Source organism: Cesiribacter andamanensis AMV16, assembly GCF_000348925.1.
Classification (GTDB): domain Bacteria; phylum Bacteroidota; class Bacteroidia; order Cytophagales; family Cyclobacteriaceae; genus Cesiribacter; species Cesiribacter andamanensis.
In genome coordinates this window covers 37,674-62,829 of record NZ_AODQ01000012.1, presented here as the reverse complement: position 1 = coordinate 62,829, position 25,156 = coordinate 37,674, and the positions used below count along the sequence as shown (strand labels likewise).

At 54.9% G+C, this 25,156-nt stretch carries 20 protein-coding genes and 1 pseudogene; 10 read left to right on the top strand and 11 right to left on the bottom strand.

Annotated features, from left to right (window positions below; translation table 11 throughout):
- Positions 1 to 7 precede the first annotated feature (7 nt).
- Entirely contained in the window at positions 8 to 592 is a 585-nt protein-coding gene (locus tag ADICEAN_RS03965) for a lysophospholipid acyltransferase family protein (RefSeq protein WP_009194236.1), read from the bottom strand.
- Between the two features lie 100 nt (positions 593 to 692).
- Between ADICEAN_RS03965 and ADICEAN_RS03960 the strand changes: the two genes are divergently transcribed.
- Positions 693 to 1,334, top strand: coding sequence for a WbqC family protein (locus ADICEAN_RS03960; protein ID WP_009194235.1), 642 nt, complete (start codon positions 693 to 695; stop codon positions 1,332 to 1,334).
- Between the two features lie 109 nt (positions 1,335 to 1,443).
- The gene (locus ADICEAN_RS03955) at positions 1,444 to 4,002 is read left to right on the top strand and encodes an ATP-dependent Clp protease ATP-binding subunit (protein ID WP_009194234.1); all 2,559 of its coding nucleotides are present in this window, start codon (positions 1,444 to 1,446) and stop codon (positions 4,000 to 4,002) included.
- A gap of 106 nt (positions 4,003 to 4,108) precedes the next feature.
- Here ADICEAN_RS03955 and ADICEAN_RS03950 read toward each other — a convergent pair whose 3' ends face one another.
- The 5 genes and pseudogenes from ADICEAN_RS03950 to fabG all read right to left on the bottom strand — a co-directional run bounded on the left by ADICEAN_RS03950 (position 4,109) and on the right by fabG (position 9,404).
- Entirely contained in the window at positions 4,109 to 4,714 is a 606-nt protein-coding gene (locus tag ADICEAN_RS03950; RefSeq protein ID WP_394330741.1) for an acetolactate decarboxylase, read from the bottom strand.
- A 155-nt stretch (positions 4,715 to 4,869) separates the two neighbouring features.
- Positions 4,870 to 5,769 (bottom strand): aldo/keto reductase, encoded by a 900-nt coding sequence (locus ADICEAN_RS03945; protein ID WP_009194232.1) that lies wholly within the window; start codon positions 5,767 to 5,769, stop codon positions 4,870 to 4,872.
- Positions 5,770 to 5,794: 25 nt separating this feature from the next.
- Positions 5,795 to 6,355 (bottom strand): inosine/xanthosine triphosphatase, encoded by a 561-nt coding sequence (gene yjjX, locus ADICEAN_RS03940; protein ID WP_009194231.1) that lies wholly within the window; start codon positions 6,353 to 6,355, stop codon positions 5,795 to 5,797.
- A 24-nt stretch (positions 6,356 to 6,379) separates the two neighbouring features.
- On the bottom strand, positions 6,380 to 8,446 hold the full coding sequence (locus tag ADICEAN_RS03935; protein ID WP_009194230.1) for a hypothetical protein: 2,067 nt from the start codon (positions 8,444 to 8,446) through the stop codon (positions 6,380 to 6,382).
- A gap of 210 nt (positions 8,447 to 8,656) precedes the next feature.
- Positions 8,657 to 9,404, bottom strand: a pseudogene (fabG, locus tag ADICEAN_RS03930) (3-oxoacyl-[acyl-carrier-protein] reductase).
- A gap of 327 nt (positions 9,405 to 9,731) precedes the next feature.
- On the opposite strand from fabG, the gene lpdA reads away from it, so the two are divergent.
- The 3 genes from lpdA to ltaE all read left to right on the top strand — a co-directional run bounded on the left by lpdA (position 9,732) and on the right by ltaE (position 16,909).
- A complete protein-coding gene (lpdA, locus tag ADICEAN_RS03925; RefSeq protein WP_009194227.1) occupies positions 9,732 to 11,129 on the top strand; it encodes a dihydrolipoyl dehydrogenase in 1,398 nt (465 codons plus the stop codon).
- Positions 11,130 to 11,633: 504 nt separating this feature from the next.
- Positions 11,634 to 15,773 (top strand): tetratricopeptide repeat protein, encoded by a 4,140-nt coding sequence (locus ADICEAN_RS03920; protein WP_009194226.1) that lies wholly within the window; start codon positions 11,634 to 11,636, stop codon positions 15,771 to 15,773.
- Positions 15,774 to 15,877: 104 nt separating this feature from the next.
- Complete coding sequence (ltaE, locus tag ADICEAN_RS03915) at positions 15,878 to 16,909, top strand: low-specificity L-threonine aldolase (protein WP_040396153.1); 1,032 nt, start codon at positions 15,878 to 15,880, stop codon at positions 16,907 to 16,909.
- A 309-nt stretch (positions 16,910 to 17,218) separates the two neighbouring features.
- Here the strand turns inward: ltaE and ADICEAN_RS03910 are convergent, their stop codons facing one another.
- Entirely contained in the window at positions 17,219 to 18,091 is an 873-nt protein-coding gene (locus tag ADICEAN_RS03910; RefSeq protein ID WP_009194224.1) for a DMT family transporter, read from the bottom strand.
- A 115-nt stretch (positions 18,092 to 18,206) separates the two neighbouring features.
- On the opposite strand from ADICEAN_RS03910, the gene ADICEAN_RS03905 reads away from it, so the two are divergent.
- Entirely contained in the window at positions 18,207 to 19,490 is a 1,284-nt protein-coding gene (locus ADICEAN_RS03905; protein WP_009194223.1) for a replication-associated recombination protein A, read from the top strand.
- Here ADICEAN_RS03905 and ADICEAN_RS03900 read toward each other — a convergent pair.
- The gene (locus ADICEAN_RS03900) at positions 19,487 to 20,587 is read right to left on the bottom strand and encodes a glycosyltransferase family 4 protein (protein WP_009194222.1); all 1,101 of its coding nucleotides are present in this window, start codon (positions 20,585 to 20,587) and stop codon (positions 19,487 to 19,489) included. The two genes, ADICEAN_RS03905 and ADICEAN_RS03900, sit on opposite strands and share 4 nt — an antisense overlap.
- Positions 20,588 to 21,100: 513 nt before the next feature.
- Here ADICEAN_RS03900 and ADICEAN_RS03890 point away from each other — a divergent pair.
- The 4 genes from ADICEAN_RS03890 to nadD all read left to right on the top strand — a co-directional run bounded on the left by ADICEAN_RS03890 (position 21,101) and on the right by nadD (position 23,105).
- Positions 21,101 to 21,634: a sigma-70 family RNA polymerase sigma factor gene (locus ADICEAN_RS03890; protein ID WP_152426308.1), complete on the top strand. Its 534-nt coding sequence runs from the start codon at positions 21,101 to 21,103 to the stop codon at positions 21,632 to 21,634.
- 96 nt (positions 21,635 to 21,730) lie between these two features.
- Positions 21,731 to 21,934 carry an anti-sigma factor gene (locus ADICEAN_RS03885; protein ID WP_236612863.1) on the top strand — a complete coding sequence of 68 codons (204 nt, stop codon included), beginning with the start codon at positions 21,731 to 21,733 and terminating at the stop codon, positions 21,932 to 21,934.
- Positions 21,934 to 22,536: a guanylate kinase gene (gmk, locus tag ADICEAN_RS03880; RefSeq protein ID WP_009194219.1), complete on the top strand. Its 603-nt coding sequence runs from the start codon at positions 21,934 to 21,936 to the stop codon at positions 22,534 to 22,536. The genes ADICEAN_RS03885 and gmk overlap by 1 nt, the downstream gene beginning before the upstream one ends.
- Positions 22,533 to 23,105 carry a nicotinate (nicotinamide) nucleotide adenylyltransferase gene (gene nadD, locus ADICEAN_RS03875; RefSeq protein ID WP_009194218.1) on the top strand — a complete coding sequence of 191 codons (573 nt, stop codon included), beginning with the start codon at positions 22,533 to 22,535 and terminating at the stop codon, positions 23,103 to 23,105. The genes gmk and nadD overlap by 4 nt, the downstream gene beginning before the upstream one ends.
- An 87-nt stretch (positions 23,106 to 23,192) precedes the next feature.
- Here the strand turns inward: nadD and frr are convergent, their stop codons facing one another.
- The 3 genes from frr to ADICEAN_RS03860 all read right to left on the bottom strand — a co-directional run bounded on the left by frr (position 23,193) and on the right by ADICEAN_RS03860 (position 25,121).
- Complete coding sequence (frr, locus tag ADICEAN_RS03870; protein WP_009194217.1) at positions 23,193 to 23,756, bottom strand: ribosome recycling factor; 564 nt, start codon at positions 23,754 to 23,756, stop codon at positions 23,193 to 23,195.
- A gap of 55 nt (positions 23,757 to 23,811) precedes the next feature.
- On the bottom strand, positions 23,812 to 24,525 hold the full coding sequence (gene pyrH / locus ADICEAN_RS03865; RefSeq protein WP_009194216.1) for a UMP kinase: 714 nt from the start codon (positions 24,523 to 24,525) through the stop codon (positions 23,812 to 23,814).
- A 98-nt stretch (positions 24,526 to 24,623) separates the two neighbouring features.
- A complete protein-coding gene (locus ADICEAN_RS03860; RefSeq protein WP_009194215.1) occupies positions 24,624 to 25,121 on the bottom strand; it encodes a biotin/lipoyl-containing protein in 498 nt (165 codons plus the stop codon).
- Between the last annotated feature and the right edge of the window lie 35 nt (positions 25,122 to 25,156).

Sequence of the window (25,156 nt, the reverse complement as noted above, 5' to 3'; positions counted from 1 at the left end):
GGCCGGTTCATGAAGGTAAACCACTGGTAGAGCGATCCCTTCTGCGGGGCCTGATCGGCACCATGGCAATGTTGCGGTACTGCTGGCGGCTGCGCAGCACCTCCCGCAGCAGACCGGCTTTTTCAATCAGACGGGCGCCGTAGCGGCTGCGGATCTGCAGCATCAGCCTGTCAAAAAAGGGGCTTTCTACCTTCAGGTACACGGCCAGCACATTTTTCACATCCAGGCTGCCACGCAAAAACAGCCACTCCCAGTTGGCCATGTGCCCGGCCAGCATCAGGGTACTTACCCCCTGGGCCTCCCAATGCTGCAGCTGCTCCACATCCCGGAAGGCTACCCGCTGGCGCATCTGTTCGGGGGAGAGGGTAAGGGCTTTGAGTGCTTCCAGCCAGGTATCGGTAAAGCTGCGGTAAAAGGCCCACAGGGTGTGGCGGTACCAGGCATCGGACTTGTCCGGGAAGGCATGCCGCAGATTATCCAGCACCACCTGCCGCCGGTAGCGCACCACCCTATGCAGGAGCCAGGCCAGGCCGTCCGACAGGCCGTAGAAAAACCAAAAGGGCAAACGGGAAAAGAGGGTAAGCAACCACATAGGGGCAAAAGTCGGAAGCTTTAGGCTAGGTACCAAACCGGCCCGCAAATAGACCCGGCCGGAAGGGGTAGGTTTTAGCGCTTTTTGCTAGTTTTGGCCCATGCAGCACCCCCACGTCTCTGCTTTGCTGGCCCTCCATTATTTTCCCTGCCTGGAGTATTTTACCCTCTTTACACAGCCTGGGCAGGTGCTGCTGGAGGCGTATGAGCATTATGTAAAGCAAAGCTACCGCAACCGCTGCTACATTCTGGGGCCGCACCAGGTAGAGAAGCTCACTGTGCCGGTGCTGGGGGGAAGCAGAAAAATGAGCATTCGGGAGGTGGAGATCGATAACCGGCAGCCCTGGCAGCGGCAGCACTGGCGCGCCCTGCAGAGCTGCTATGGCAAGGCCCCCTTTTGGGAGCATTATGCACCGCGCCTGCAGCCGCTTTTTGATGGGCCCTGGCAGTACCTGTGGGAGCTCAATGAAAAAGTGCTGACACTTTGTCTGCAAATCCTGCAACTTCCGGCAACACCTGTGCCTACGGATGCGTACAAGCAAACAACCGGAAGTGGCCTTACTGACCTCCGGCAGGCCTTACGGCCCGGCATTCCGTTCACTGCCCGAGATCTTTACCGACCGCAACCCTATACCCAGCTTTTTGGCGCAACTTTTGTAGCAAATCTAAGCGTGTTGGATGTTCTTTTTTGTGAAGGCCCGGCAGCCGCAGCAGTGATCCGCCAATCGGCACAGCAGAAATGAACATTTGAAAACCGGAATCTGTTTTTAAAAATACATAGTTATTACTAACTTAATGGGGACTATCCGATCCAGATTTTTTCCCCCTTAGGTAGTCGTTAGCCAATCATATATGGAAGCAAAATTTTCAAACCGGGTTAAAGAAGTGATCTCGCTCAGCAGGGAAGAAGCGCTCCGGCTTGGGCATGATTATATAGGAACCGAACATTTACTATTAGGCATGATCCGCGAGGGTGAGGGCGTAGCTGTCAGCATCCTTAAAAAGCTTGGAGTATCGCTCGATGAACTGCGTCAGTCCATTGAGCGGGCTACCAAAGGCACGGCCACCCATCAGGTAAAGAACCTGGCCAATATCCCGCTGACCCGTCAGTCGGAGAAGGTCCTGAAGATTACCTACCTGGAGGCCAAGATCTTTAAAAGCCAACTGATCGGCACAGAGCACCTCCTGCTCTCCATTCTGCGCGATGAAGATAACATCGCAACCCAAATCCTGGAGAAATTTGATGTAAGCTACGATGTGGTGAAGGAAATGCTGGAATACCAGTCCGACGGACCCTCCTCTGCCCATGATACCGATGATGACGAGGGCGACAGCTCCCGCATCTTTGGCAGTGGCGGTGGCAGCAGCCGCGGCGGCGAAGCCGGCGCCGGCAAGGGTGCTGAGAAATCGCGCACCCCTGTGCTGGACAACTTTGGCCGGGACCTGACCAAAATGGCTGAAGACGGCAAGCTGGACCCCATTGTAGGCCGCGAAGATGAGATTGAGCGGGTAGCCCAGATCCTGAGCCGCCGCAAAAAGAACAACCCCATCCTTATTGGTGAGCCGGGTGTTGGTAAAACTGCCATTGCCGAGGGCCTTGCCCTGCGTATTGTGCAGCGCAAAGTGAGCCGCGTGCTCTTTAACAAGCGCGTGGTTACGCTGGACCTGGCCTCCCTGGTTGCCGGTACCAAGTACCGCGGCCAGTTTGAGGAGCGGATGAAGGCCGTGATGAACGAGCTGGAAAAATCGCCGGATGTGATCCTGTTCATTGACGAGCTGCACACCATTGTGGGCGCCGGCGGTGCCAGCGGTTCGCTGGATGCCAGCAACATGTTCAAACCCGCCTTGGCCCGCGGCGAAATTCAATGCATCGGCGCCACAACCCTGGATGAGTACCGCCAGTATATTGAGAAAGATGGTGCCCTGGCCCGCCGGTTCCAGATGGTGATGGTAGATGCCACCTCCGTAGAGGAAACCATCGAGATCCTGACCAATATTAAAGACAAATACGAGGACCACCACCACGTAAACTACACCGATGAGGCCATTCAGGCCTGTGTGAAGCTATCGGACCGCTATATCTCTGACCGCTTCCTGCCCGATAAGGCCATTGACGTGCTGGACGAGGCCGGTGCCCGCGTACACATCAATAATATCCACGTTCCGGACGAGATCGTAAAGCTGGAAAGCGAGATCGAGGACATCAAGAACGAGAAGAACCGCGTGGTGAAAAGCCAGAAGTACGAGGAGGCCGCCCGCCTGCGCGATTCGGAGAAAAAACTGCTCGAACAGCTGGAAGTGGCCAAGAAGAAGTGGGAAGAAGAAACCAAGACCAAGCGCTATGCCGTTGACGAAGACGATGTGGCCGAGGTAATTGGCATGATGACGGGCATCCCAACCAAGCGCATTGCCCAGAACGAGGGCGCCAAGCTGCTGGGCATGGGCACCGAGCTGAAGAAAAATGTGATTGGCCAGGACGAGGCCATTACCAAGCTGGTGAAAGCCATTCAGCGTACACGTGTTGGTCTGAAAGACCCGAAAAAACCCATTGGTTCTTTTGTGTTCCTGGGCCCCACCGGCGTTGGAAAGACTGAGCTTGCCAAAGTACTGGCCAAATATCTCTTTGATAAAGATGAGGCGCTGATCCGCATCGACATGTCGGAATACATGGAGAAATTCAGTGTATCCCGCCTGGTAGGAGCGCCTCCCGGCTATGTGGGGTACGAAGAAGGTGGCCAGCTGACCGAGAAGGTTCGCCGCAAGCCTTATTCCGTAGTGCTGCTGGACGAGATTGAGAAGGCTCACCCCGATGTGTTCAACCTGCTGCTGCAGGTGCTGGACGATGGCATCCTGACCGACGGCCTGGGTCGCCGGGTAGATTTCCGGAACACCATCATCATCATGACCTCCAACATAGGGGTGCGCGATCTGAAGGACTTTGGGGCAGGGGTTGGTTTTGCCACCAGCAACCGCCGCGATAATGTGGATGAGCTCATGAAGAGCACCATCCAGAGTGCGCTGCGCAAGGCCTTCAGCCCGGAATTCCTGAATCGTCTGGATGATGTGATCATCTTCAACTCCCTGGGAAGAGAAGATATTCACCGCATCATCGATATTTCGCTGGGCAAGCTCTTTGGCCGTGTGAAGTCGCTGGGTTACGAGATTGAGCTGACCGAAAAGGCCAAGGACTTCCTCTCCGAGAAGGGGTATGACCAGCAATATGGTGCCCGTCCGCTTAACCGTGCCATCCAGAAATACCTGGAAGATCCGGTAGCGGAAGAGATCCTGAAGGGCGACCTGCAGGAGGGCGATGTGCTGCTGGCCGACCATGCCGAGGGCGATGTGCTGACCATCACCCGCAAGGAAGCCGTAGCCGAAGAAGGCAAAGGCGGCTCTTCTGATAAGAAGTAACAGTACGTAAGCGATAGATAACGAAAGCCTGGGGTGTAATGCCTCAGGCTTTTTGTGTTTCTGGGCAGCGCACGGTAAAGAAGCATTACTGCCTGTTAAGGGAGGCTTATCTGGGCAATTTCAGGAGCATACCAGGTGCTGCTTCCAGCTCATCCAGATGAGCAGCTACCGTATTGTCGGATGTTTTCACATGCAGGTGAATGTTGGTGGAATGATGGGTAAATACACCATGGTGCTGGTTGGAGTAGAAACCTAAAAACTCCAGCGACTGCTTCTCTACCACCCCCTGCAAGCCCGAGGCTTTGTGTTTGGCATGGCTGTGCTCCTGCTCACCCTCAGGCCAGTTGATCACATGCCAGCGGGCGCTGGCAGGGGGCCCTTCCAGCATAAAGGGAAATGGGGAATTCAGATCAATGCCCTGTGCCTTTGCGGCCGCCGCTATAAAATGCTCCAGTTGCGCATAGTGGCGTACCGAATCGGGTATGGGAATTTGTTGCCAGTTTTCTACCTGTGCCCATACCAGCAGGCTGGCGCTGTCTGAAAAATCCTGGCTCAAGTGGAGTTTATTATCCTCTATCCGGGACACAAAAGGCTGCCCGTTTAAAATCAGTATTTCACCCTTCAAGCCTGCCACTGCGCCCAGCGCATAGAGATTCTTCTTGCCGGCAAGTTCCTGCAAGTGAATTCTGCTGGAAAGATCCCCCTTGTGCATCATTTTCCGCAGGGCGCCCCGAAATTCAACCCTTACAGTGGTGCTGGTTTGGGCTGGGGTGTTCGGGTCCGGAGAGCCACAGCCCACGACAAGGCAAGAGAGGGCCCTCAGAAAAAGAAGCCTTAGTTTCATGGTTTTAAAGAAAGGAAAGTGGGTTAGCGATGCTGTTGGTACTGGTTGGGGGGTAGTAAATGCCGGAGTTGATCAATTTCCTGCGGGCTAAGGGGAGGGCTTGTGGTAATTGCCAGGGCTGCTTCTAGCTGCTCAGAGGTGCGGATGCCCAGAACGGCACTTTTTACGGCAGGGGGTGCCAGGCTAAAGCGGGCAGCTAGAGCGGCGCTGCTGCGGGAGTTGGTTGCCAGTTGCTGTAGGGCAGCGGCGGCCTTTTGCACATCTTCCGGTCGGTAGCCCAGGTACTCCTTAGGCGGCTTGCCCAACAGCAGGCCCTGTGCATAACTGCCACGGGCGAGCACGCCTATGTGGTGCTGCTCGAGCAGGCCCAGGCAGCTTTCTTCGGGGCGCCGGTCCAGCAGGCTGTACTGCATCATCACACTGGCCATGTTGGAGCGCTTCACCCATTCCCGGATCACATTAGGCCGAATGGAAGAAATGCCATAATGGCGGATCTTGCCGGCGGCCTTCAGCTGCTCAAAGGCATCAATGGTCTCGTCAATAGGGTCGTCCAGGGTGCCACCATGCAGCTGATAGAGGTCAATGTAGTCGGTTTGCAGGCGCCTGAGGCTCTCCTCTACGGCTTTCAGAATGTAGGCCTTGCGGGGGTTCCAGTCCCAGCCGCTGCCATCGGGCCGCCACTGGTTGCCTACTTTGGTGGCTAGAATTACCTTGTGGCGCATCCCTTTGAAGGCTTTGCCAACTGTTTGTTCGTTCTGTCCTTTCTGGTAGAGATCGGCCGTATCGAAAAAGGTAATGCCCCCTTCCAGCGCCTGGTGCAACAGCCGGGCATTGGCGGCATCGTCCTCCCCCAGCGACATGCAGCCAAAGCTGATCTCGCTGATGCGAAGGTCGGAGGATGTGCCCAAAGTGGTGTAGTTCATGCTATAGGGGGTAAGGGTACTGCCCTCAGCCAGGCTGCCTGTGCGTCTTATAAAGGGCAGGATTCTTGAAAGGGAGTAGTGCTAATACAACGGCCTGCTGATACAGCTGTTTGCGTGTAATGGCATTTTGGCTGAGAAGGCCAATGGCACCCCCTGCCTGCTTGGAGTTTTTGCTGCCAAAGATCATGTCATCAGCAGTGCCCAGCTCAATGCCCTGCAGCACCAGTTCGCTTACAGCCGGGGGCAGAAAAAAGGTGCCGGTGCGGGCTTTCCCCAGGCCGGTTTTGCTGCGCACCACAATCCAGGCAAAGGCGGCCAGTTCCTCGCCTAGAGGCGCTACGCCCCCTTCCAGGCCTATCCAGTAATCAGCTTCGGGCTTAGCGAGGGCGGCATTAGCCACCCGGTTGAGGGCGCCCTGCAGGGTTTCAGCATCCGTCATGGGCTGGTCGGCCACCTCAGAGGCCACGCTAAGGGGTAGGGCAGTTACGTCCAATTCAGGAAAAAGCTGCCGGAAACCCTCCACCGCAGCAGCTACTTTTACCGGGTTGGTGGAAGCTACGATCAGGTTGATTTCTTTTTTGAGCATAGAGGGAATAGGGGAGAGGAGGGATCAATACCCCCCATTATACTTGCGCACAAACCATTCTACACTCACCAGTAGCAGGAGCAGGGCCAGCAGCCATTCCAGGCTTAGGGCCGATTCGTAGGCTTCGTCGGCGGTGATGATATTGCGGGCCTCCAGCTGGCCGAGGTCCTGCAGCAGTTGGTCCTCTTGCTGATAATGGTAGTAGCGGCCGCCGGTTTTTTCGGACAGGCCCCGCAACAGGTTGTGGTTGGCGGTTAGCTCCAGCGATTCCAGCTGCAGGTTTTGTACGCTGAAGCGGCCACTGCTGCTTAAGGTCTCGCCCTCAAGCTCAGTAGTTGCCCTGAACTGGTATACCCCCTGGGGCAGGTTGCGCACGGCATAGCGGGGATTGTTGCGGCTGTTCTGGTAGGAGTAGCGGTACTGCTTACCCCCTTCGTCGGTAATGACCAGATTAACTCCCTGCCCCCAGATGCGTTCGTAGAGCGTATTGTACACCTCAGTTTCAAACACAACCCCTTCGGTATCCAGTACCTCTTCTTCCAGGGGATACACCCGAAAGCGGCGGCGATCGTCCCGGCTGGCCAGCAGCTGCACGGTTTTTTGCACCAGCTCATCAAAAGCCTTGAAGTCTTCAGTGGCGGCATACTCCTGCAGGCGCCATTGCCATAGGCCTTCGCCCAGCATCACAGCGATTTTCTTTTCTTCCTGCACCCCTACCACCAACAGGGGTTTGTCGGTTTCGATGCGGCCAACGCGCTGCTGCAGCAGTACCTGCCCCCAGCTGGCTACCTGCAGCCGGCCAAAGGGCACCTGCACAGGCGAGTAGCTGCCAATGGCGCGGCGATTTTCCTCCGCATAGGTAAAGAGCGTAAAGGTGCCATTAAGTAGGGGAAAAACCTCATCAAATTCCTGCTGCTGGCTGTTGATCTGCACCAGATCCTGTTGCAGGTTTAGCTGGCGCAGGTCGGTCTGGCTGCTGACCATGTACCAGCGGGCCCGGGTCTTGTTCAGGATCTCCTCCAGGCGGGGCAGGTTGCGGCCGGGCAGGCCGTGCAGGATCACCAGATCATATTCTTCCTCCTGATAGGGCGAAAGGCCCGGGATGTAGACAAAGGTCTGGTAGTTCTGGTTCTTTTCAATGGCCCTGCGCAGTGCCGTAATATCGGGGTGCGGACTGGCAGCTGCAATCAGGATCTTTTCCCGCCCCTCAATGATCTCCACATAGGCATGGCGGCGGTTGTTGCTCAGAGTATACTCGTTGGGCGCACCGCTCACTTCAAAAATGTAGTGCTGCAGCCCGGCCTCATCGGCATTCAGCACCACCTCTTCTTCCAGCAGGCTTGCCCCATTGGGAAAGCGCAGCTGCTTCTGCTGCAGCACCTTGCCCCCCAGCCGAACGTTAAGCGTAACCGCCTGGCCGGCATAGCCATTCTGGGTGATCTCAGCCCGGATGCGGAATTGGTTCCCCTGGTAGGCGACTTTATTATAATAGAGGTTTTTCAGGTTTACATCCGTCTTGGGCAGGGTATCGCCCAGCCCAAGGGTATGTACCGGAAAGGGGTAGGGCACATAAGCCGGGCTCATGCCCTGGTTGTAGATTCCATCGGTAAGCAGCACCACACCGGCCAGGTTGCGGTTTTCATAATCGGAGCGGATACCGGTAAGCAGGCTGCTGAGGTCGGTTGCCTGGGCCCCAAAGCGGAGGCTGTCGGCCACTTCCAGCGGTCCATTGAGCGTGCGGAACTCTACCCTGCCTTTGGGGCCCAGCTGCTGCTGCAGGCGGGCGAGGGTCTGGCGGAGCTGCTCGGGGGGAGTGGTACCGCCTTCGGCTACTGAAAGGCTGTTGTCAATGGCTATTACCCAGCTGGGTGCTTCAATGTGGCGGGTGAGCTGCCGCAGGTAGGGCTCTAGTAGCAGCAGGCACAGCAGGCTGGCCAGCAGAAAGCGAATGGCAAATAAGCTCCAGTTGGTGGCCGGGCCCCAGAGGCTCTGTTTCTTGCTGTACAACAAGCCGGCATAGAGCAGGCCTGCCAGTAAACATACCAGAATCCACCAGGGAGAGGCTCCCCACAAAAGCTGCCGTACATCCATGTAAAATTGCGTTCTCGTAAACTACAGGTAGAAGTAACGTAAAGGGGTGGTGGTTCTTGTATAGGTATAGGATATGAGGTACGGGCTTTCAGGATCTGCCAACTTGATATGTTCTGTTGAAGTGCTCGAAGATCAAGCGGCAATGTGTTGACAGCTGAACAGGACTCTTGATGCTCCCTACCTCATACCTCATATCCCATGCCCCATACCTTAAGTAAGCATGCCCCCATCTACCTGCAGTACCTGTCCGCTTACGTAGGTGCTCATGTCGGAGGCCAGGTAAACGGCGCAGTCGGCTACATCTTCGGGGGTGCCGCCGCGTTTCAGCGGAATGGCATCGCGCCAGCCCTGCACGGTTTTTTCGTCCAGTACTTCGGTCATCTCGGTTTCGATAAAACCCGGGGCAATGGCATTGCTGCGGATGTTGCGGCTGCCCAGCTCAAGGGCAACGGTATTTTGTAAACCCAATGATGCCGGCCTTGGAGGCAGAATAGTTGGCCTGTCCGGCATTGCCCTTGAGGCCTACTACAGAGGTAATATTGATGATGCTACCGCTTTTTTGCTTCATAAAGGTGCGGGTAGCCGCTTTTACGGTATTGAAACAGCTTTTTAGGTTGGTATTGATCACCTCATCCCACATCTGTTCGGTCATGCGCATGAGCAGGTTGTCCCGGGTAATGCCGGCATTGTTCACCAGCACATCCAGCCGGCCAAAATCAGCCACAACAGCATTCACCAGCTCATCGGCTGCGGCAAAATCGGCGGCATTGGAGCGGTATCCTTTGGCCTGTACGCCCAGGGCCTTTAGTTCATCTTCAAGTGCCTGTCCTTTTTCTACGCTGGAGAGGTAGGTAAAAGCTACGGTAGCGCCCTGCTCGGCAAAGCGCTGGGCAATGGCCCGGCCTATGCCCTTGGAGGCTCCGGTGATCAGCGCTACTTTTCCTTCTAATAGTTTCATTATACAGCTTATTATTGGGTATACTTATTGAGGTAAATATAAGAATACTTTTTATAGATGAAGGGGTTTGAAGCCCTTCAGGCCTGCAGGCTAAGGCTGCTTTCTCCTTTTATGTCTCTTAGGGCAATGATCGTACTGGCTACTGGCAGGGGGAACCATCTTCAGGCAGAAAAGTTCCTTCTACAGCTGCCGCATCCCTGCCTAGCCAAAGCTGTAAAACCAGCGGCTAACAGGGAAGAAAAGGCCGGAACAGCCTAATCTTTTTTAATTTAGTGCACAAAAGGCTACCTTTGTGCACCCTTCAATTTTTAGTAAAAACGACACATTATGTCATCACAATCATACGACCTAATTGTAATAGGCAGCGGCCCTGGCGGGTACGTAGCGGCCATTCGTGCATCTCAGCTGGGGCTGAAGGTAGGAGTGGTAGAAAAAGAAAGCCTGGGAGGCGTTTGCCTTAACTGGGGCTGTATTCCCACCAAAGCCCTGCTCAAAAGTGCGCAGGTGTTCGAATACATCAACCATGCAAAAGACTATGGGATAACGGTAGGCGATGCCAAGGCCGATTTCGGCGCCATGATCAAGCGCAGCCGCGAGGTTGCCAACGGCATGAGCAAGGGCATCCAGTTCCTGTTCCGCAAAAACAAGATCGAGCACATCCCCGGCTTTGGCAAGCTGAAAGCAAAAGACACCGTAGAGGTGACCGGCGAGGGGGGTAAAAAGCAGGACATCAAAGCCAAGCACATTCTGCTGGCTACCGGCGGCCGCAGCCGCGAATTGCCCAACCTGAAGCAGGACGGCAAGAAGATCATCGGCTACCGCGAAGCCATGAACCTACCCCAGCAGCCCAAAAGCATGGTAGTAGTAGGCTCCGGCGCCATCGGCGTAGAGTTTGCGTATTTCTATAACAGCATTGGCACCAAGGTAACCATTGTGGAGTACCTGGACCGCATTGTGCCTGTGGAAGACGAAGAAGTATCCAAGCAACTGGAGAAAAACTATAAAAAGGCCGGTATCGAGATCATGGTTTCTTCTGAGGTGACCAAGGTGGATACCAGCGGACAGGGCTGCAAAGTAACCGTAAAAGGCACCAAAGGCGAGCAGCAACTGGAGTGCGACATTGTACTATCGGCGGTAGGCGTAACCAACAACCTGGAAGGCATAGGCCTGGAAACGGTAGGTGTAAAAACCGATAAGAACCGCGTGGTGGTGGATGAATTCTACCGCACCTCCGTACCCGGTGTATATGCTATTGGTGATATTGTACCCGGCCCGGCCCTGGCCCACGTGGCCTCTGCAGAGGGCATCATCTGCGTGGAGAAAATTGCCGGTCACCATCCTGAGCCGCTGGATTACCGCAACATACCCGGCTGTACCTACTGCCAGCCCGAGATAGCCTCTGTAGGCTATACCGAAAAGCAGGCTAAGGAAGCCGGCTATGAGGTGAAGGTGGGCAAGTTCCCCTTCTCAGCTTCTGGCAAGGCCTCTGCTGCCGGCGCCAAAGACGGGTTTGTAAAGGTAATTTACGATGCCAAATACGGCGAGTGGCTGGGTGCACACATGATCGGCGCCAATGTAACCGAAATGATTGCCGAAGTGGTAGTGGCCCGCAAGCTGGAGACCACCGGCCATGAAGTGCTGAAAGCTGTGCATCCGCACCCCACCATGAGCGAGGCAGTGATGGAAGCAACGGCCGCCGCCTACGATGAAGTGATCCACCTGTAAGCCATAGACTTACCGTTCCAAAGAGAGCCCGGCCCCAAAGCCGGGCTATTTTTTTAAAAATAATAGCGTTGAAACAACAACTTCACACCCCCTTTTTGCGTCTTAGGGGTATATAAGNTTTGAGGCCGCAAGGCCAGATTTTTTTAACTGGGATAATTACGGAACGTATGGAGCGGAAAATAGCCGCAATCAAGTCCACCATCGTAGGTGCGATCTTTTTTGCGATATATATTATAATTCTTATAGGTTAATGGTTAAGGGTGAACAACGAGGCCTGCAGATCGAAAGACTGCAGGCCTTTTTTATTGCTCCCTTCTTTGACGAACCGATAACAGGAGAAGCCTTCAGCGGCCGTAGTACACCCCCTGACAGGGGCTAATGCATTCTATACCTTAGCTATGTAATATTTGCCCTAAGATAGACCCCCTTTGCGCCACCCCATTTTTTGTATTCCGCAGCAAACCCTTCTACTTTGTAGACCATATCGACAAGCCAGCTGCGGACATGAAACATCGCTATACTCTTTTCTCTTTCTTCCTGCTGCTACTGACAGCCCCTGCCTCCCTTGTGGCGCAGCAGGGCAACAGCAGCGTATTCTGGCTGGAGACCTATTCGGCCCAGGGCTCCCGCCTGAAGGGGGGTACCGGGTTCTTTGTTGACGATCAGGGCCGGGGCATTGCCCACGCCAGCTTGCTGGAAGGCGCCGAGGCGGCCCGCCTGATCACCGCCGATAGCAGCCTGCACCAGCTGGTACGCATTGAAGCTGCCGACCCCTATACCGGACTCGTACGCTTTGCCATTGACAACAACCTCACTACCCGCTTCAAACCCCTGCAGCCCGGCACCAGCCAGACTACTGCCCAGGTAAACTGGCATACGGCCACAGCGCCCCGTCTGGTTAGCTCCGCTTCTGCGGCTGCCTCGCCTGCTGCCGAAGTGAACGGCTACGGGGCGGTTGTGCTGGCCAAAACCAATGTGGGTCCCGAACTCAGCGGCAGCCCCGTAGTATCGGCCAGTGGCGAACTGCTGGGGGTGCTGGTAGGTCTGGAAGGAGGCGATGGCTTTATTGTAGCGGCCGACCGGCTGCGTCGCCTGCCTGCTACCAACTCTACCCTAAAGGCCTGGAACAAAAGCAATAAATTTGACTACAACTACCTCAAGGGCCTGCGGGCCGTAGTGAATGGACAGGAGGGAGAAGCCCAGTCCCATCTCAAAAAAGCCCTGGCCTTCTTTCAGCAGGATGCCCAGCTGCGTCTGCTGCTGGCCCAGTCCTATGCCAAATCCGGCCAGGAGCCCGATGCGCTGGCTGCCTTCTCAGAAGTGATCAAACAGCAGCCGGCACTGGGCGAAGCCTGGGCCGGCCGGGGGATGATGTACTATAAACAAAAGGCCTGGGAAAAAGCCCTGGCCGATCTGAACAAAGCGATCGAGCTGCGGCAGGTCAACAACCAACTGCTGTATGCCCGCGGCATCAGCCTCTACGAAACCGGCAATGCCGCTGCTGCTGCCACCGATCTGCAGCGAGCCCTGGAGGGGGGCGTAAAAGAGCCCGCCGGCTGGAAAGTGCTGGGCGATGTCTATTTCAAGACCGAGCAATATCCAAAAGCCATTACTGCCTACGATAAGGCCGAAGGCGCCGGCCAGGCCGATGCGCTGCTGTTCAACAACCGGGGCAAGGCCAAACTACTGGCCAGCCAGCTGCCAGCCGCCATTGCCGATTTTGGCAAGGCCATTCAGCAAAATGCCCAGTTTGGCAAAGCCTACCTGAACCGGGCCGATGCTTACAGCCAGCAAAAGCAGTGGAAAGAAGCCGCTGCTGATTATGATAAAGCCCTTAGCCTGGGTGAAAAAGAAGGGGAGACCTTTGCCCGCGCTGCCTGGGCCAGCCTGCAGCTGCAGCAGTGGCAGCAGGCCGTAAGCCTCTATGACAAGGCCCGTGCGGCCGGCTATAACAAGGAAGATCTCTTTGCCGGCCGGGGCCAGGCCAAGCTGGCACTGCAGGACTGGACCGGTGCCGCTACCGACCTGGAGGCTGTGGTGAATGCCGGCAAAGCCGATGCCCTTACCCATGCCGGCCTGGGCACCGCGCTCTATCACCAGAAAAGCTGGACCAAAGCGGTCGATAACCTTACCATAGCCCTACGCTCTGCCAGCGAACCCCAGTTACTGGCCTACCGGGGCATTGCCTACTACCAACTACAACAGGCCGATAAAGCCCTGCCCGATCTGGACAAAGCCCTGGCCGGAGGTATAAAAGAGCCCGCTGCCTTTGCTGCCCGGGCCGATCTGCACCTGGCCGCTGCCCGCTATCCGCAGGCCATAGCCGACTATGAAAAAGCCCTGGCAGGGGGCGCCACCGAAGCAAGCCTCTATCTGAAAAAAGGGAAAGCACAGCTGCTGGCCGGTAACACTGCAGCCGCTATCCCTGATCTGAGCAAGGCATTGGAGAAAGATCCCAAGCTTCAGGAAGGCTACTGGCTGCGGGGCAAGGCCCTCTTTGGCCAGAACAAACGCAGCGAAGCCCTGCCCGACCTGCAAAAGGCCGAAGCGGCCGGTGTGCAGGAAGCCGAGCTCTACCACATGCTGGCACTTGGCCTCTACGAAGGGGGCAAGAAGGAAGAATCGCTTCCCTATATCGATAAAGCCCTTGCCAAGGGGATCAAAGACCAGAAATTATTCCGCTACCGGGGGCTGATGATGCTGGAGAAGCAGCAATACAAAAGCGCAGAGCGGGAGCTAAGCCAGGCCATTGAACTGGGCGACAAATCACCTGAAACCCTGGCCGGCCGTGCCGAAGCCTACTACCAGCAAAAGAATTGGGGGCCGGCCATCGCCGACTGGACCGCTGCTGAGCGCAGCCAGGCGCTTACGGCCGAGCAAAAAGCAAAAAGAGGCAGTGCACAGTATGAGCAAAAGGAATGGACCGCCGCCGCTGCCGATCTTCAGGCCGTTGCTGCCAGCCCTGTAGCCGATGGCGAACTGCTGCTAAAGCTGGGCAATGCCTATGTGGCCCTGGAGAAACCCGCCGATGCCATCAGGGCCTATGAAGGAGCCGAGGCCAAGGGGATGCGCTCTGCCGCACTCTTCTATTCCAGAGCCCGCGCCCGCCAGCAGCAAAAACAAAACGAGGCTGCCCTTGCCGACTTTGGCAAGGCGCTGGAGCTGGATGCCAACTTTGCCAAAGCCTATGCCGGCCGGGGGCTACTGCACTATGCAGCCGGTAATGCCCAGGCGGCCCAAAGCGATCTGCAAAAAGCGGTATCCCTGGGCGAAGGGGGTAAGGAGGTACTGCGGGCCCTGGGCCTGAGCCAGTATGGCGCTGCCGCCTATGCCGATGCCCTGCCTACCCTGGAAAAAGCGCTGGCGGCCGGTGCCACCGAAGCCGATGTGTATGCCGCCAGAGGCAATGCCCGCTTCTTTTTAGGCCAGTATGCCGAGGCGCTGCCCGACCTGAACAAGGCCATACAGGGGGGTGTAGATAATGCTCAAATTTGGCTGAGCCGGGGCATTAGCCGCTATGAGCTTAAAGAAGTAGCCGCCGCCAAAGAAGACCTTGACAAAGCCATTGCCAAAGGCGCTAAAGACGCCCGGGCCTATCACTATCGGGCGCAGGCACGCTATGATGCGCAGGACCTGGAAGGCACCCTGACTGATCTGGGCGAAGCCCTGCGCCTGAAGCCTGACTATGCCCAGGCCTATACCCTGCGGGCTAATACCCATTTTCGTAAAGAAAGCTATGCCGAGGCTATTGCCGATTACGATCAGGCCCTTAACCTGGGCGCTTCCGATAAGGTGGTGCTCAACAACCGGGGCAAAGCCAAGCTGAATCTGAAGCAGTATGCCGGCGCCATTGCCGATTTTACCCAAGCCCTGTCCCTGGATAAGACCTATGCCAAGGCGCTCTACAACCGGGGGCTGGCCTGGTACGAAGGGGGCGAACTACAGCGTGCCTTTGACGACCTGCGGGAACTGGAGAAATTGGAAGCACCCGATGGCGAAACGCTGCACCTGCTGGGCGATATCAGCCACGAAATGAAGGAATGGAGCAAGGCAACCGGCTATTACCAAAAGGCTATCGACAAGGGCCGCAGAACCAGCGATCTTTACTACAAAATGGGCTATGCCCAGATGGAAGCTAAAGAGTTCAAAGATGCCCTGGGTAGCTTTACCCAGTCCATCCAACTGGACGAGAAAAAAGTGGAGGCCTTTCGCAAGCGCTCCCAGCTGTACCTCATGATCCGAGATAACCGACTGGCCATGGCCGATCTGGACCGGATCATCAAGATCAGGCCGGATGATATAAATGCCTATTACAACCGGGCCACCATCCGCAACATCGAAAAGAATTTCTCTGGTGCAGTAGAAGACTACACCAAAGTACTGGAGCTGAATCCCGACGACCACAGCGCCTACTTTGAGCGGGGCAATGCCCAGATGGGCATGGAAAAATGGGAGGCGGCCTACAACGATTTTACCCGGGCCAGCAAAATGGAGCCCTCTCAGCCCGAATACATCCGCAATCGAGGCTATGTGCGCTTTCAGCTGGGCGATACCGCCAATGCCTGCGAAGACTGGATGGAAGCCTCCATCATGGGCGATAGCCGGGCGGGCTTCTACGTACGGCAGCATTGCGCAACCAAATAAGCGACCCTCTGGGGGTAGCTACCCTAAAAAATAAAAGCCGGCTTGTCCGGCTTTTTTTATGTGTGGGCTTGGCAGCAGAAGGTAGTGTATACTAACTTTTCGGCATGAATAGAGCCATAATAGACCTACGAAGCGATACGGTTACCAAACCCACACCCGCTATGCTGGAGGCCATGATGAGCGCCCAGGTAGGCGATGATGTCTATGGGGAAGACCCCACAGTACGCGCGCTTGAGCATGAAACGGCCCGGCGCTTTGGCATGGAGACCGGCCTTTTTTGCCCCTCCGGCACCATGACCAACCAGATTGCCATAAAAGGACATACCCAGCCCGGGCAGGAGGTAATCTGTGCGGCCACGGCCCATATCTACCTGTACGAAGGAGGCGGCATAGCACTAAATTCCGGCTGCCAGCCCCGCCTGCTGAAGGGCGACCGGGGCCGCCTGAGCCCCGCCGAGGTGGAGGCCACTATCTACAAAGGAGATGATGTGCACTATGCCCCCACGGCCCTGGTATCGCTGGAAAATACCATGAACAAGGGAGGGGGCAGCGTTTACCCCCTGGAGCAGATTGCAGCCATTCATGCCGTTTGTGAGCGGCACCAGATACCCCTGCACCTGGATGGGGCACGTGTTTTCAATGCCCTGGTGGCTACAGGAGAAGACCCCCGGGAATACGGACGCTATTTCAGCACCATTTCTGTTTGCCTGAGCAAAGGACTGGGGGCCCCGGTAGGCTCGGTGTTGCTGGGCAGCGAAGCCTTTATCAAAAAAGCCCGCCGCATTCGTAAGGCGTTTGGCGGGGGCATGCGGCAGGCCGGCTATCTGGCAGCTGCCGGACTTTATGCGCTTGAGCATCATGTGGAGCGGCTGCAGGAAGACCATACCCGGGCCCGCCAGATTGGAGAAGTACTGCGGCGCCTGCCCTGGGTACGGGAGGTGCAGCCGGTCGATACCAACATTGTACTGGCCGATCTGCAGGGCTGTAGCCCTCAGCAGGTGCTGGAAGCACTGGCAGCGCAGGGGGTAAAAGGGGTGGCTTTTGGTCCGGAAAGCATCCGGCTGGTAACACACCTGCAGTTTGATGATGCACAGCTGGAGCGGCTGATTACCCTTGTAAAGGAGCTCCGGTTCTGAAAAAAAGGCAAAAAATAACAGGTTGAGTGGTATTAAAAAATTCTTTCGAGAGAAGGAAAAATACCCAACCTGTTATGGAACGCCGTCAAAAAGATAGTAACCCGCAAATAAACCAACTTAAGCTAAAAAATTATGTAATATTTAGCTGAAAAAATTAGTGGTCTCGACAGCGTCATATATCAAAGATACGGATATGTGTATGATTATCAATAGAATTGCCAAAAGAAATTTTATTTTTTTCTATTGAGGTCAATGTAAGGTACAACATCAATGTGTAGGAATAATGAAGGGGCCGATACCCTTATGTGATCATTTGCGGCTTACCAGATATACACCAGTAAAAATAAGGGCGCTGTAGAGAAATTTGTCGGCCGTGGGCTGGTCCTGGCCCAGCAGCATGGCCACCAGGGTGGCAAAAACCGGCTGCAGGTAAATGTAGATACCTACCACCGAAGAGTTCACATAGCGCAGCGTCCACACATTGAGCAGGTAGGCCACAAAGGTGGTAAAGACCACCACATACACAATGGCCAGCCAGATAGGCCAGGGGATCACCAACCAGTTGGTCTGACTGAACTCTCCCCAGCCAAAGGGAAGCACCATAAAAAAGCCGAAGAGAAAGATCCACTTAATGATGGTAGAAGCCCGATAGGAGCGCATCAGGGGTTTTACCACCACCAGGTATACGCCATAGGAGGCCGCATTCAGCAGAATAAGAATATCCCCCAGAATGCCCCCATCAGTAGCATTGGGGTTGCGCTGCAGTACCAGCAAAATGGCGCCAGTTAGGCCAAGCGCTATACCCAGGCTCTTTTTAAAGGTAACCCGTTCTTTTAATAAGATAGCAGAGGCGATCAATACCAGCACGGGGGTGATGGTCATAATCAGGGCCGCATTGATGGGAGAGGTGAGGTTAAGGCCCTTGAGAAAAAAGAGCTGGTTGGTGGCTACCCCCATGAGCGCGCACAGCAGCAGGCGGGGCAGGTCCTTTTTCATGTCAATATGCTCGGCTCCTTTCCAGGCGTGGTAGAGCCAGAACAGGAGCGTGGCAGCCCCTACCCGCACCAGGGTGAAGCCAAAGGGTTGGATATAGGTAGGCATTACCTCTTTGGCAATGCTGTAATTAGCCCCATAAATAAGGCCCACCACTATGAGGGCCGCATGCACCTTGTAATTTTGCATGGCGCAAATGTAGATCTTTTCCGCTAGTTCAGCAGAATGGGTGGTATACCAATAAGCTGGCCATGGCCACCGGCAATGCGTGCCGTATTTTAAGCCAAGAGTAGTACCTTCGCATATGAACCTTTTTGATCAGAGTCCGGGGCAGCAACCCCTTGCCGAACGCATGCGCCCCACCCGTCTGGATGAGGTGGTGGGCCAGCAGCACCTGCTGGGGCCCGATGCCCCCCTGCGCAAGCTCATTGAGGCAGGCCAGATTCCCAGCATGATCTTTTGGGGGCCGCCCGGCGTAGGCAAGACCACCCTGGCCAGCCTCATTGCCCATTATGCCGAGGCCGCCTTTTTTACCCTGAGTGCCATTAGCAGTGGGGTAAAGGAAGTACGGGAGGTTATTGAAAAAGCCCGCAACCGCACCCGCACCATTCTTTTTATCGATGAGGTGCACCGTTTTAATAAGAGTCAGCAGGATGCCCTGCTGGCGGCCGTAGAAAAGGGTATTATCACCCTGGTGGGCGCCACTACCGAAAACCCCAGCTTTGAGGTGAACCAGGCCCTGCTGAGCCGCTGTCAGGTGTATGTGCTAAAATCCCTGGAGCTGGAGTCGCTTAAGGATCTGGTGCGCCGGGCCCTTATGCAGGATAAAAAACTTGCGGCCCGCAAGCTGGAAGTAAAAGAGTGGGATGCCCTGCTGCGGCTGAGCGGGGGAGATGCCCGCCGCCTGCTCAACCTGCTGGAGCTTACCGCCGATAGCCTCCCCCTAAGCAAAACCGTTATTACCGATGCCGATGTGATTGCTGTGTCGCAGCAGCGGCTTTCCCGCTACGATAAGGGGGGTGAGCAGCACTACGATATCATTTCAGCTTTCATCAAGTCCATCCGGGGCAGCGATCCCAATGCGGCGGTCTATTACCTGGCCCGCATGATCGAAGGGGGGGAAGATGTGAAATTTATCGCCCGCCGCCTGCTGATCCTGGCCTCGGAAGATATTGGCAATGCCAACCCTACGGCCCTGGTCATTGCCACCAATACCTTTCAGGCTGTTACCTTCATTGGCTATCCCGAGGCGGAGATCATACTTTCGCAGTGTGTGGTGTACCTGGCCTGCTCGGCCAAAAGCAATGCCAGCTACAAAGCCATTAAAGAAGCCCGCCAGCTGGTAAAGAAAACCGGCGATCTCTCCATACCCCTGTACCTGCGCAATGCGCCCACTACTCTGATGAAAGACCAGGGCTATGGCAAGGGGTATCAATATGCCCATGATTACGAGCAGAATTTTGTGGACCAGGAATACCTGCCCCAGGAGCTGTCGGGTACAAAGCTCTATGAGCCCGGCCACAATGCCCGGGAGCAGGAGATGCGCCAGAAGCTCAGGAGCCAGTGGAAGGATAAATACGGCTATTAGCCCCGGCCAGACAGCACATCTTCATATACGCGGAGTGTTTCGGCGGCCATCTTCTCTTTGGTAAACTGGCGGGAAAGAAGGTGGAAGGCCTGTGTGCGAAGCTGCTGCTGCAGCTCTGGGTTCTGGAGCAGGCGTATGGCTGCGGCAGCCAGTGCTTCGGTATCCCCTACCGGTGCTACTAATCCGCTTTGCTCATGGCGCACAATTTCCGGCAGGCCGCCTGCATTGGTACTAACTACCGGCACCCGGCAGGCAAAGGCATCCAGCACACTGGTACCCAGGCCCTCTTGCCGGGAGGTGAACAGGAACAGGCTCAGCTGGGGGAGCAGCTCCGGCACATCGCTTCTTCTGCCCAAAAAATAGAGACGTTCCGAAAGGCCCAGCTGCCGGGCCAGCTCCTGCAGGGCGTCCTGCTCCGGCCCGTCTCCTACCACGACAAAGTATGCACCGGGCAGTGCTTCAGCAATCTGGTGGGAGGTTCGCACAAAGGTGCTGATATCCTTTTCCGCCGTTAAGGCTGCCACCGTACCAATCAGGGGTGTACCCTTGGGCAGCCCCAGTTGGTGGCGCAGGGGCGGGGCGGTGGTACCCTTGCCAAAGCGGCTCAGGTCAATGCCATCGTAGATTACCCGTACCGCCTCCTTGTTTTTTAGAACAGGTGTGGTTGCAGCCTTCACCGCCTCTGAAATACAAATGATTTGCTTCAGCTGCGGCGCATTGTAGCGCAGCACATTCAGTCCTTTATGGTTGATTGGAAAAGCCACCCTGCGGGTAAGCAGCTGGGGCGGGAGCGAGCCCAAAAGCCCCGCCAGGTGGGCAATGGCCTGCCCACGGCTGCTGTGTACATGCAGCAGATCGGCTCCCTCGCTGTGGCAGATGCGGCGCAGCTGCCAGGCCGAAGCCAGATCAAGCGAGTTGCGGAAGGGCAGCGTATGATGCGGCCAGCCCTTTTGTCGGCAATGCTGCTCAAAGGCCGATCCCTTCTTGCACACGACTACCTGCGGATGCCCCATTGCCAGGAGCTCTTCAATCAGATAAGCGATCTGCTGCTCGCCCCCGCGCCAGGAGCGCTCACTGCTGAGATGAAGGATTTTCATAAAATGGGGCTGCCTCGGCTCTTTATCCTAATAGAGGGTAGACAGCTGGCCGGCAGCCAAGGGGTTTGCCGGGTAAACTGCATGCGCAAAGAACGTAAAAAAAGTGCAGTTCCCCATTTCAAAAAAAATAGAGGTGCAGGGGAACCAACTTGTCGCAAGGAAATACAACAGCCCTCTTTTTTACGTTTATAAGGTGGTTAGTGATGAAAAGGAAAAAGCAGGCCTCCCTTTGTCTAGAAAAACAATCTGGGCCTGTAACAGTATTTTCCTAAGCCAGTTAATGTAGTAAGCAGTTTTTTAAAGCCCACCCCTATGATTGAGAACGAAGATTGGGAACCAACAGGAGAAGAGCAGCCAAACGCAGACCGCACTGATAAATCGGCCCGTAGCAGCATCCGGCACCAGAGGGAGCAGGATGAGAGCGAGCAGGCTGATACTGAGGGGGATGAGGATGCCCTGGCTGATGACGCTTCTGAAGAAGCCCCGCTGGAACGTTATTCCGAAACGCAAAAAATGCGCATCTTTGACAAGGAGTTTTTACCCCACATTGATGCCATGTACAACTTTGCCTATCGCCTTACCTTTGATGAGGACGATGCAAAGGATCTTGTACAGGAAACCTACCTGAAGGCCTTCCGTTTTATAAATTCATTTGAGGAAGGAACCAATGCAAAAGCATGGCTGTTCCGGATACTGAAAAACAGCTTCATTAATGACTACCGAAAGAAGAGCAAAGAACCTGCTAAGGTAGACTATAATGATGTTGAATCGTACTACAATTCGGAAGATGCCCAGGTAGAGATGACCACCGATCTGCGGGTGGAATCGCTGCGGGACATGATCGGCGATGAGGTGTCCAATGCACTGAATTCGCTGGCGGTAGACTTCCGGACCGTTATCATCCTCTGTGACCTGGAAGGGTTCACCTATGAGGAGATGGCCAAGATCCTGGACATTCCCATCGGTACTGTACGGAGCCGCTTACACCGGGCCCGGAACCTACTGAAGGATAAACTTCGTTCTTATGCAAAATCAATGGGCTACTAACTAACCACATTTTTTAAACTGGTTTACTTAACTAACTGAGCGATGGAAAATACGGAAAAACAAGCACCCTGCTCTGAACATGAGCGATGCTTACATTTGCTGCAGCTTGTGCTGGATGGCGAGGCCTCTGATACCGAGAAGCATTACTACATGCACCACATTGAAGAATGCATGCCCTGCTACCGCAGCTTCAACATCGAGACTGAAATTCGCAACATTTTGCGAAGCAAGCTGGAGAAAAAACACGTACCTTTGGACCTTGTAAGTTCCATCCGTTCCAAAGTCAAAGAAACCGTTTAATGCATCAGGGAAGAGCCATTATCTTCTCGGCCCCTTCGGGTTCGGGTAAAACCACCATCGTAAAACACCTCCTGGCCACCAACCCCAAGCTGGGGTTTTCCATCTCGGCCTGCACCCGCGATAAGCGGGGGCGCAATGAACAAAACGGCAAAGATTACTACTTTCTAACGCCTGAAGAATTCAAGCAAAAGATCGACCAGGACGCCTTTGTGGAGTGGGAAGAGGTTTACCCGGGCAATTTCTACGGCACGCTTAAAGAAGAAATTGAGCGGATCTGGGCCGGGGGGCGGCATGTGCTCTTTGATGTGGATGTAAAAGGCGGCCTGCACCTGAAAGAATACTTTGGCGATAAGGCCCTGGCGGTTTTTGTAAAGGTACCTTCTCTGGAAGTGCTTACCCAGCGCCTGCGCGATAGAAAGACCGAAACCGAGAATGCCCTCTCCCAGCGGCTTTTCAAAGCACAGTTTGAGATGAAGTTTGAAGACCGCTTTGACATTACCCTGGTAAACGAAGATCTGGAGACTTCCCTGCAAAAAGCACAGCAGCTGGTGGATGATTTTCTACAAAAGGGTATTGAGGCCGTTAAGGCAAAAGGGGTATGAAAATAGGGCTGTTTTTCGGCTCCTTCAATCCCATACACATGGGGCACCTCATGATCGCCAATGCCATGGTAGAAGATACCGATCTGCAACGGGTCTGGTTTGTGGTGTCGCCGCACAATCCCTTTAAAAGCGCCAGGTCGCTGCTGCATGAGTTTGACCGGCTGGATCTGGTACGTCTGGCCATTGAGGATAATCCTGGCTTTGAGGCCTGCGATATTGAGTTCAGGATGCCCCGGCCCAGCTATACGGTTGATACCCTGGCCTGGCTTACCGACAAATACCCCCAGCATCAATTTACCCTCATCATTGGCGAAGATAACCTGGCGTCGTTTCCCAAGTGGAAAAACAGCGCGGTGATTCTGGAGCAGTATGGGCTTTATGTATACCCCCGCCCGGGCGCTACCCCCTCTGACTTGCGCACCCATCCTAAGGTGCAACTGGTTGAAGCCCCCCTTGTGGATATCTCGGCTACCTACATCCGGCGGCGCCTGCAGCAAAACAAAACCATTCGCTACCTGGTGCATCCCCGGGTAGAAGATCAGATCAAGGTCCGCCGCTTCTATCAATAAAGAGAAGGTGCGTCCCTACTAACTAAAAGCCCTTCTGTGCAGCTGCACAGAAGGGCTTTTGTTTTTTTAGACAGGAGAGCTGTCTGCTTATACCGTCATGATGTCTTTTTCCTTGCGGCCAAAGAGCTCGTCCAGTTTGGTTACATTCTGGTCGGTGAGGCTCTGCACATTGTCGGTGGCACGTTTGATGGCATCTTCGGCGGCACCTTCTTTCTGCAGCTTGCTGAGCATATTGTTGGCATCTTTGCGAATGTTGCGGATGCTGATCTTGCCCTGCTCGATCTCGGCTTTGGCCTGCCGTACCAGCCCCTGGCGGCGCTCTTCGGTAAGGGGGGGCAGGTTCAGGCGTATGATCTCCCCATCGTTCTGGGGATTGAGGCCCAGGTCGCTATTAATGATGGCCCGCTCAATGGCAGCCAGCATTTTCTTTTCAAACGGCCGTACTACAATGGTTCTGGCATCCGGGGTATTTACGGTAGCTACCTGGTTTACCGGAGTAGGGGATCCGTAGTAATCAACGCGGATATCATCCAGCATGGAGGGCTGTGCCTTACCCGCCCGGATTTTAGTGAGTTCATGCGTGGTGTGTTCCACTGCTTTACGCATCAGGTCCCGGGCATCCTCCAGGATTAACTGGATCTCTTCTTCCATGGGGAATTAAGGTTAAAAGTTTATCAGAAATAAAAAGTCCTTAGGTGCTTATCGCTTATTTGTTGGTGGTGATCAGGGTGCCTACCTCTTCGCCCATCACCAGGTTGTAGAGATTGCCCGTTTTGTTCATGTCAAAAACAATAATGGGCAGATTGTTTTCCTGGCAGAGGGTAATGGCGGTCATGTCCATTACGTTCAGTCCCTTTTCAAACACCTCCTGAAAGGAAATGTTGGTATAGCGGGTGGCCGTAGGGTCTTTTTCCGGATCGGCGGTATAGACGCCATCTACCCGGGTACCCTTCAGCACCACATCGGCCTCTACTTCTATGGCCCGCAGCGAGGCCGTAGAGTCGGTGGTAAAGTAAGGGTTGCCAATGCCGGCGCCAAAGATCACAATGCGGCCCTTCTCCAGATGGCGCACCGCCCGGCGGCGGATAAAGGGTTCGCACACCTGCTCTATTTTAAAGCCCGACATCAGACGGGTAAACATCCCGTGCTTTTCCAGAATACTTTGCAGTGCCATGGCATTGATTACGGTAGCCAGCATGCCCATGTAATCGCCCTGCACCCGGTCTATGCCGGTGCGCTCGGCCTGTATACCCCTGTAAATGTTGCCGCCACCAATTACAATGGCTACTTCTACCCCCAATTCTTTTACCCGCTTCACTTCCTGGGCGTATTGCTCCAGACGCTGGGGGTCAATGCCAAATTGCTGGCTGCCCATCAGGGCCTCTCCGCTTAATTTCAATAAGATGCGTTTGTACTTCATGCTGCTGCTGGTTATGCCGGCGCAAATATAACATGCTGCCGCTGCCTTTCCTACCCAAAAAAGAGCCGGAATTTGGATAATTCCGGCGGAAGAAGGGCTTAAAATTGGATCAGAATCTGATTTTTCTCTACGCTTTCGCCTTTTTTTACCAAAATGGACTGCACCTGCCCATCACCCGGACTTTTTAAAACATTCTCCATTTTCATGGCCTCCAGAATCAGCAGGGGGTCGCCTTTCTTTACCGTATCGCCCGGGCTTACCTTTATATCCAGGATCAGGCCGGGCATGGGGGCCTTTACCTGATTGATCTTGTTGCTGGCCAGATCGCTCATGCCCAGCTGGTCAAGCAGCAGGTCGTAGCGGTCTTTTACCTTCACCTGCAGAATTTTGCCATTCACCTTAAGGCTGTAGACCTTCTCCTCAGGCAGGTACTCTACCAGCTCGGCCTGGTAGGAGCGTCCCTCCACCAGAATGTGAAAGCCGCCGCCTGGCAGGGGGGCCAGGTCCCATGCCAGGGGAGTATCGTTCAGGCTGAGGCCTTCTTTGGTTTGGCTTATCTGAAAAACATTTCCGTTATTTACAATGGCCTGATACATGTGTATTGGGTTATATCTGAAAAGTAGGGCTCAAG

Coding starts and splice junctions, on each gene's coding strand:
- ADICEAN_RS03965 (WP_009194236.1), bottom strand. CDS start 592: ATGTGGTTGCTTACCCTCTTTTCCCGTTTGCCCTTTTGGTTTTTCTAC.
- ADICEAN_RS03960 (WP_009194235.1), top strand. CDS start 693: ATGCAGCACCCCCACGTCTCTGCTTTGCTGGCCCTCCATTATTTTCCC.
- ADICEAN_RS03955 (WP_009194234.1), top strand. CDS start 1,444: ATGGAAGCAAAATTTTCAAACCGGGTTAAAGAAGTGATCTCGCTCAGC.
- ADICEAN_RS03950 (WP_394330741.1), bottom strand. CDS start 4,714: ATGCACAAGGGGGATCTTTCCAGCAGAATTCACTTGCAGGAACTTGCC.
- ADICEAN_RS03945 (WP_009194232.1), bottom strand. CDS start 5,769: ATGAACTACACCACTTTGGGCACATCCTCCGACCTTCGCATCAGCGAG.
- yjjX (WP_009194231.1), bottom strand. CDS start 6,355: ATGCTCAAAAAAGAAATCAACCTGATCGTAGCTTCCACCAACCCGGTA.
- ADICEAN_RS03935 (WP_009194230.1), bottom strand. CDS start 8,446: ATGGATGTACGGCAGCTTTTGTGGGGAGCCTCTCCCTGGTGGATTCTG.
- lpdA (WP_009194227.1), top strand. CDS start 9,732: ATGTCATCACAATCATACGACCTAATTGTAATAGGCAGCGGCCCTGGC.
- ADICEAN_RS03920 (WP_009194226.1), top strand. CDS start 11,634: ATGAAACATCGCTATACTCTTTTCTCTTTCTTCCTGCTGCTACTGACA.
- ltaE (WP_040396153.1), top strand. CDS start 15,878: ATGAATAGAGCCATAATAGACCTACGAAGCGATACGGTTACCAAACCC.
- ADICEAN_RS03910 (WP_009194224.1), bottom strand. CDS start 18,091: ATGCAAAATTACAAGGTGCATGCGGCCCTCATAGTGGTGGGCCTTATT.
- ADICEAN_RS03905 (WP_009194223.1), top strand. CDS start 18,207: ATGAACCTTTTTGATCAGAGTCCGGGGCAGCAACCCCTTGCCGAACGC.
- ADICEAN_RS03900 (WP_009194222.1), bottom strand. CDS start 20,587: ATGAAAATCCTTCATCTCAGCAGTGAGCGCTCCTGGCGCGGGGGCGAG.
- ADICEAN_RS03890 (WP_152426308.1), top strand. CDS start 21,101: ATGCGCATCTTTGACAAGGAGTTTTTACCCCACATTGATGCCATGTAC.
- gmk (WP_009194219.1), top strand. CDS start 21,934: ATGCATCAGGGAAGAGCCATTATCTTCTCGGCCCCTTCGGGTTCGGGT.
- nadD (WP_009194218.1), top strand. CDS start 22,533: ATGAAAATAGGGCTGTTTTTCGGCTCCTTCAATCCCATACACATGGGG.
- frr (WP_009194217.1), bottom strand. CDS start 23,756: ATGGAAGAAGAGATCCAGTTAATCCTGGAGGATGCCCGGGACCTGATG.
- pyrH (WP_009194216.1), bottom strand. CDS start 24,525: ATGAAGTACAAACGCATCTTATTGAAATTAAGCGGAGAGGCCCTGATG.
- ADICEAN_RS03860 (WP_009194215.1), bottom strand. CDS start 25,121: ATGTATCAGGCCATTGTAAATAACGGAAATGTTTTTCAGATAAGCCAA.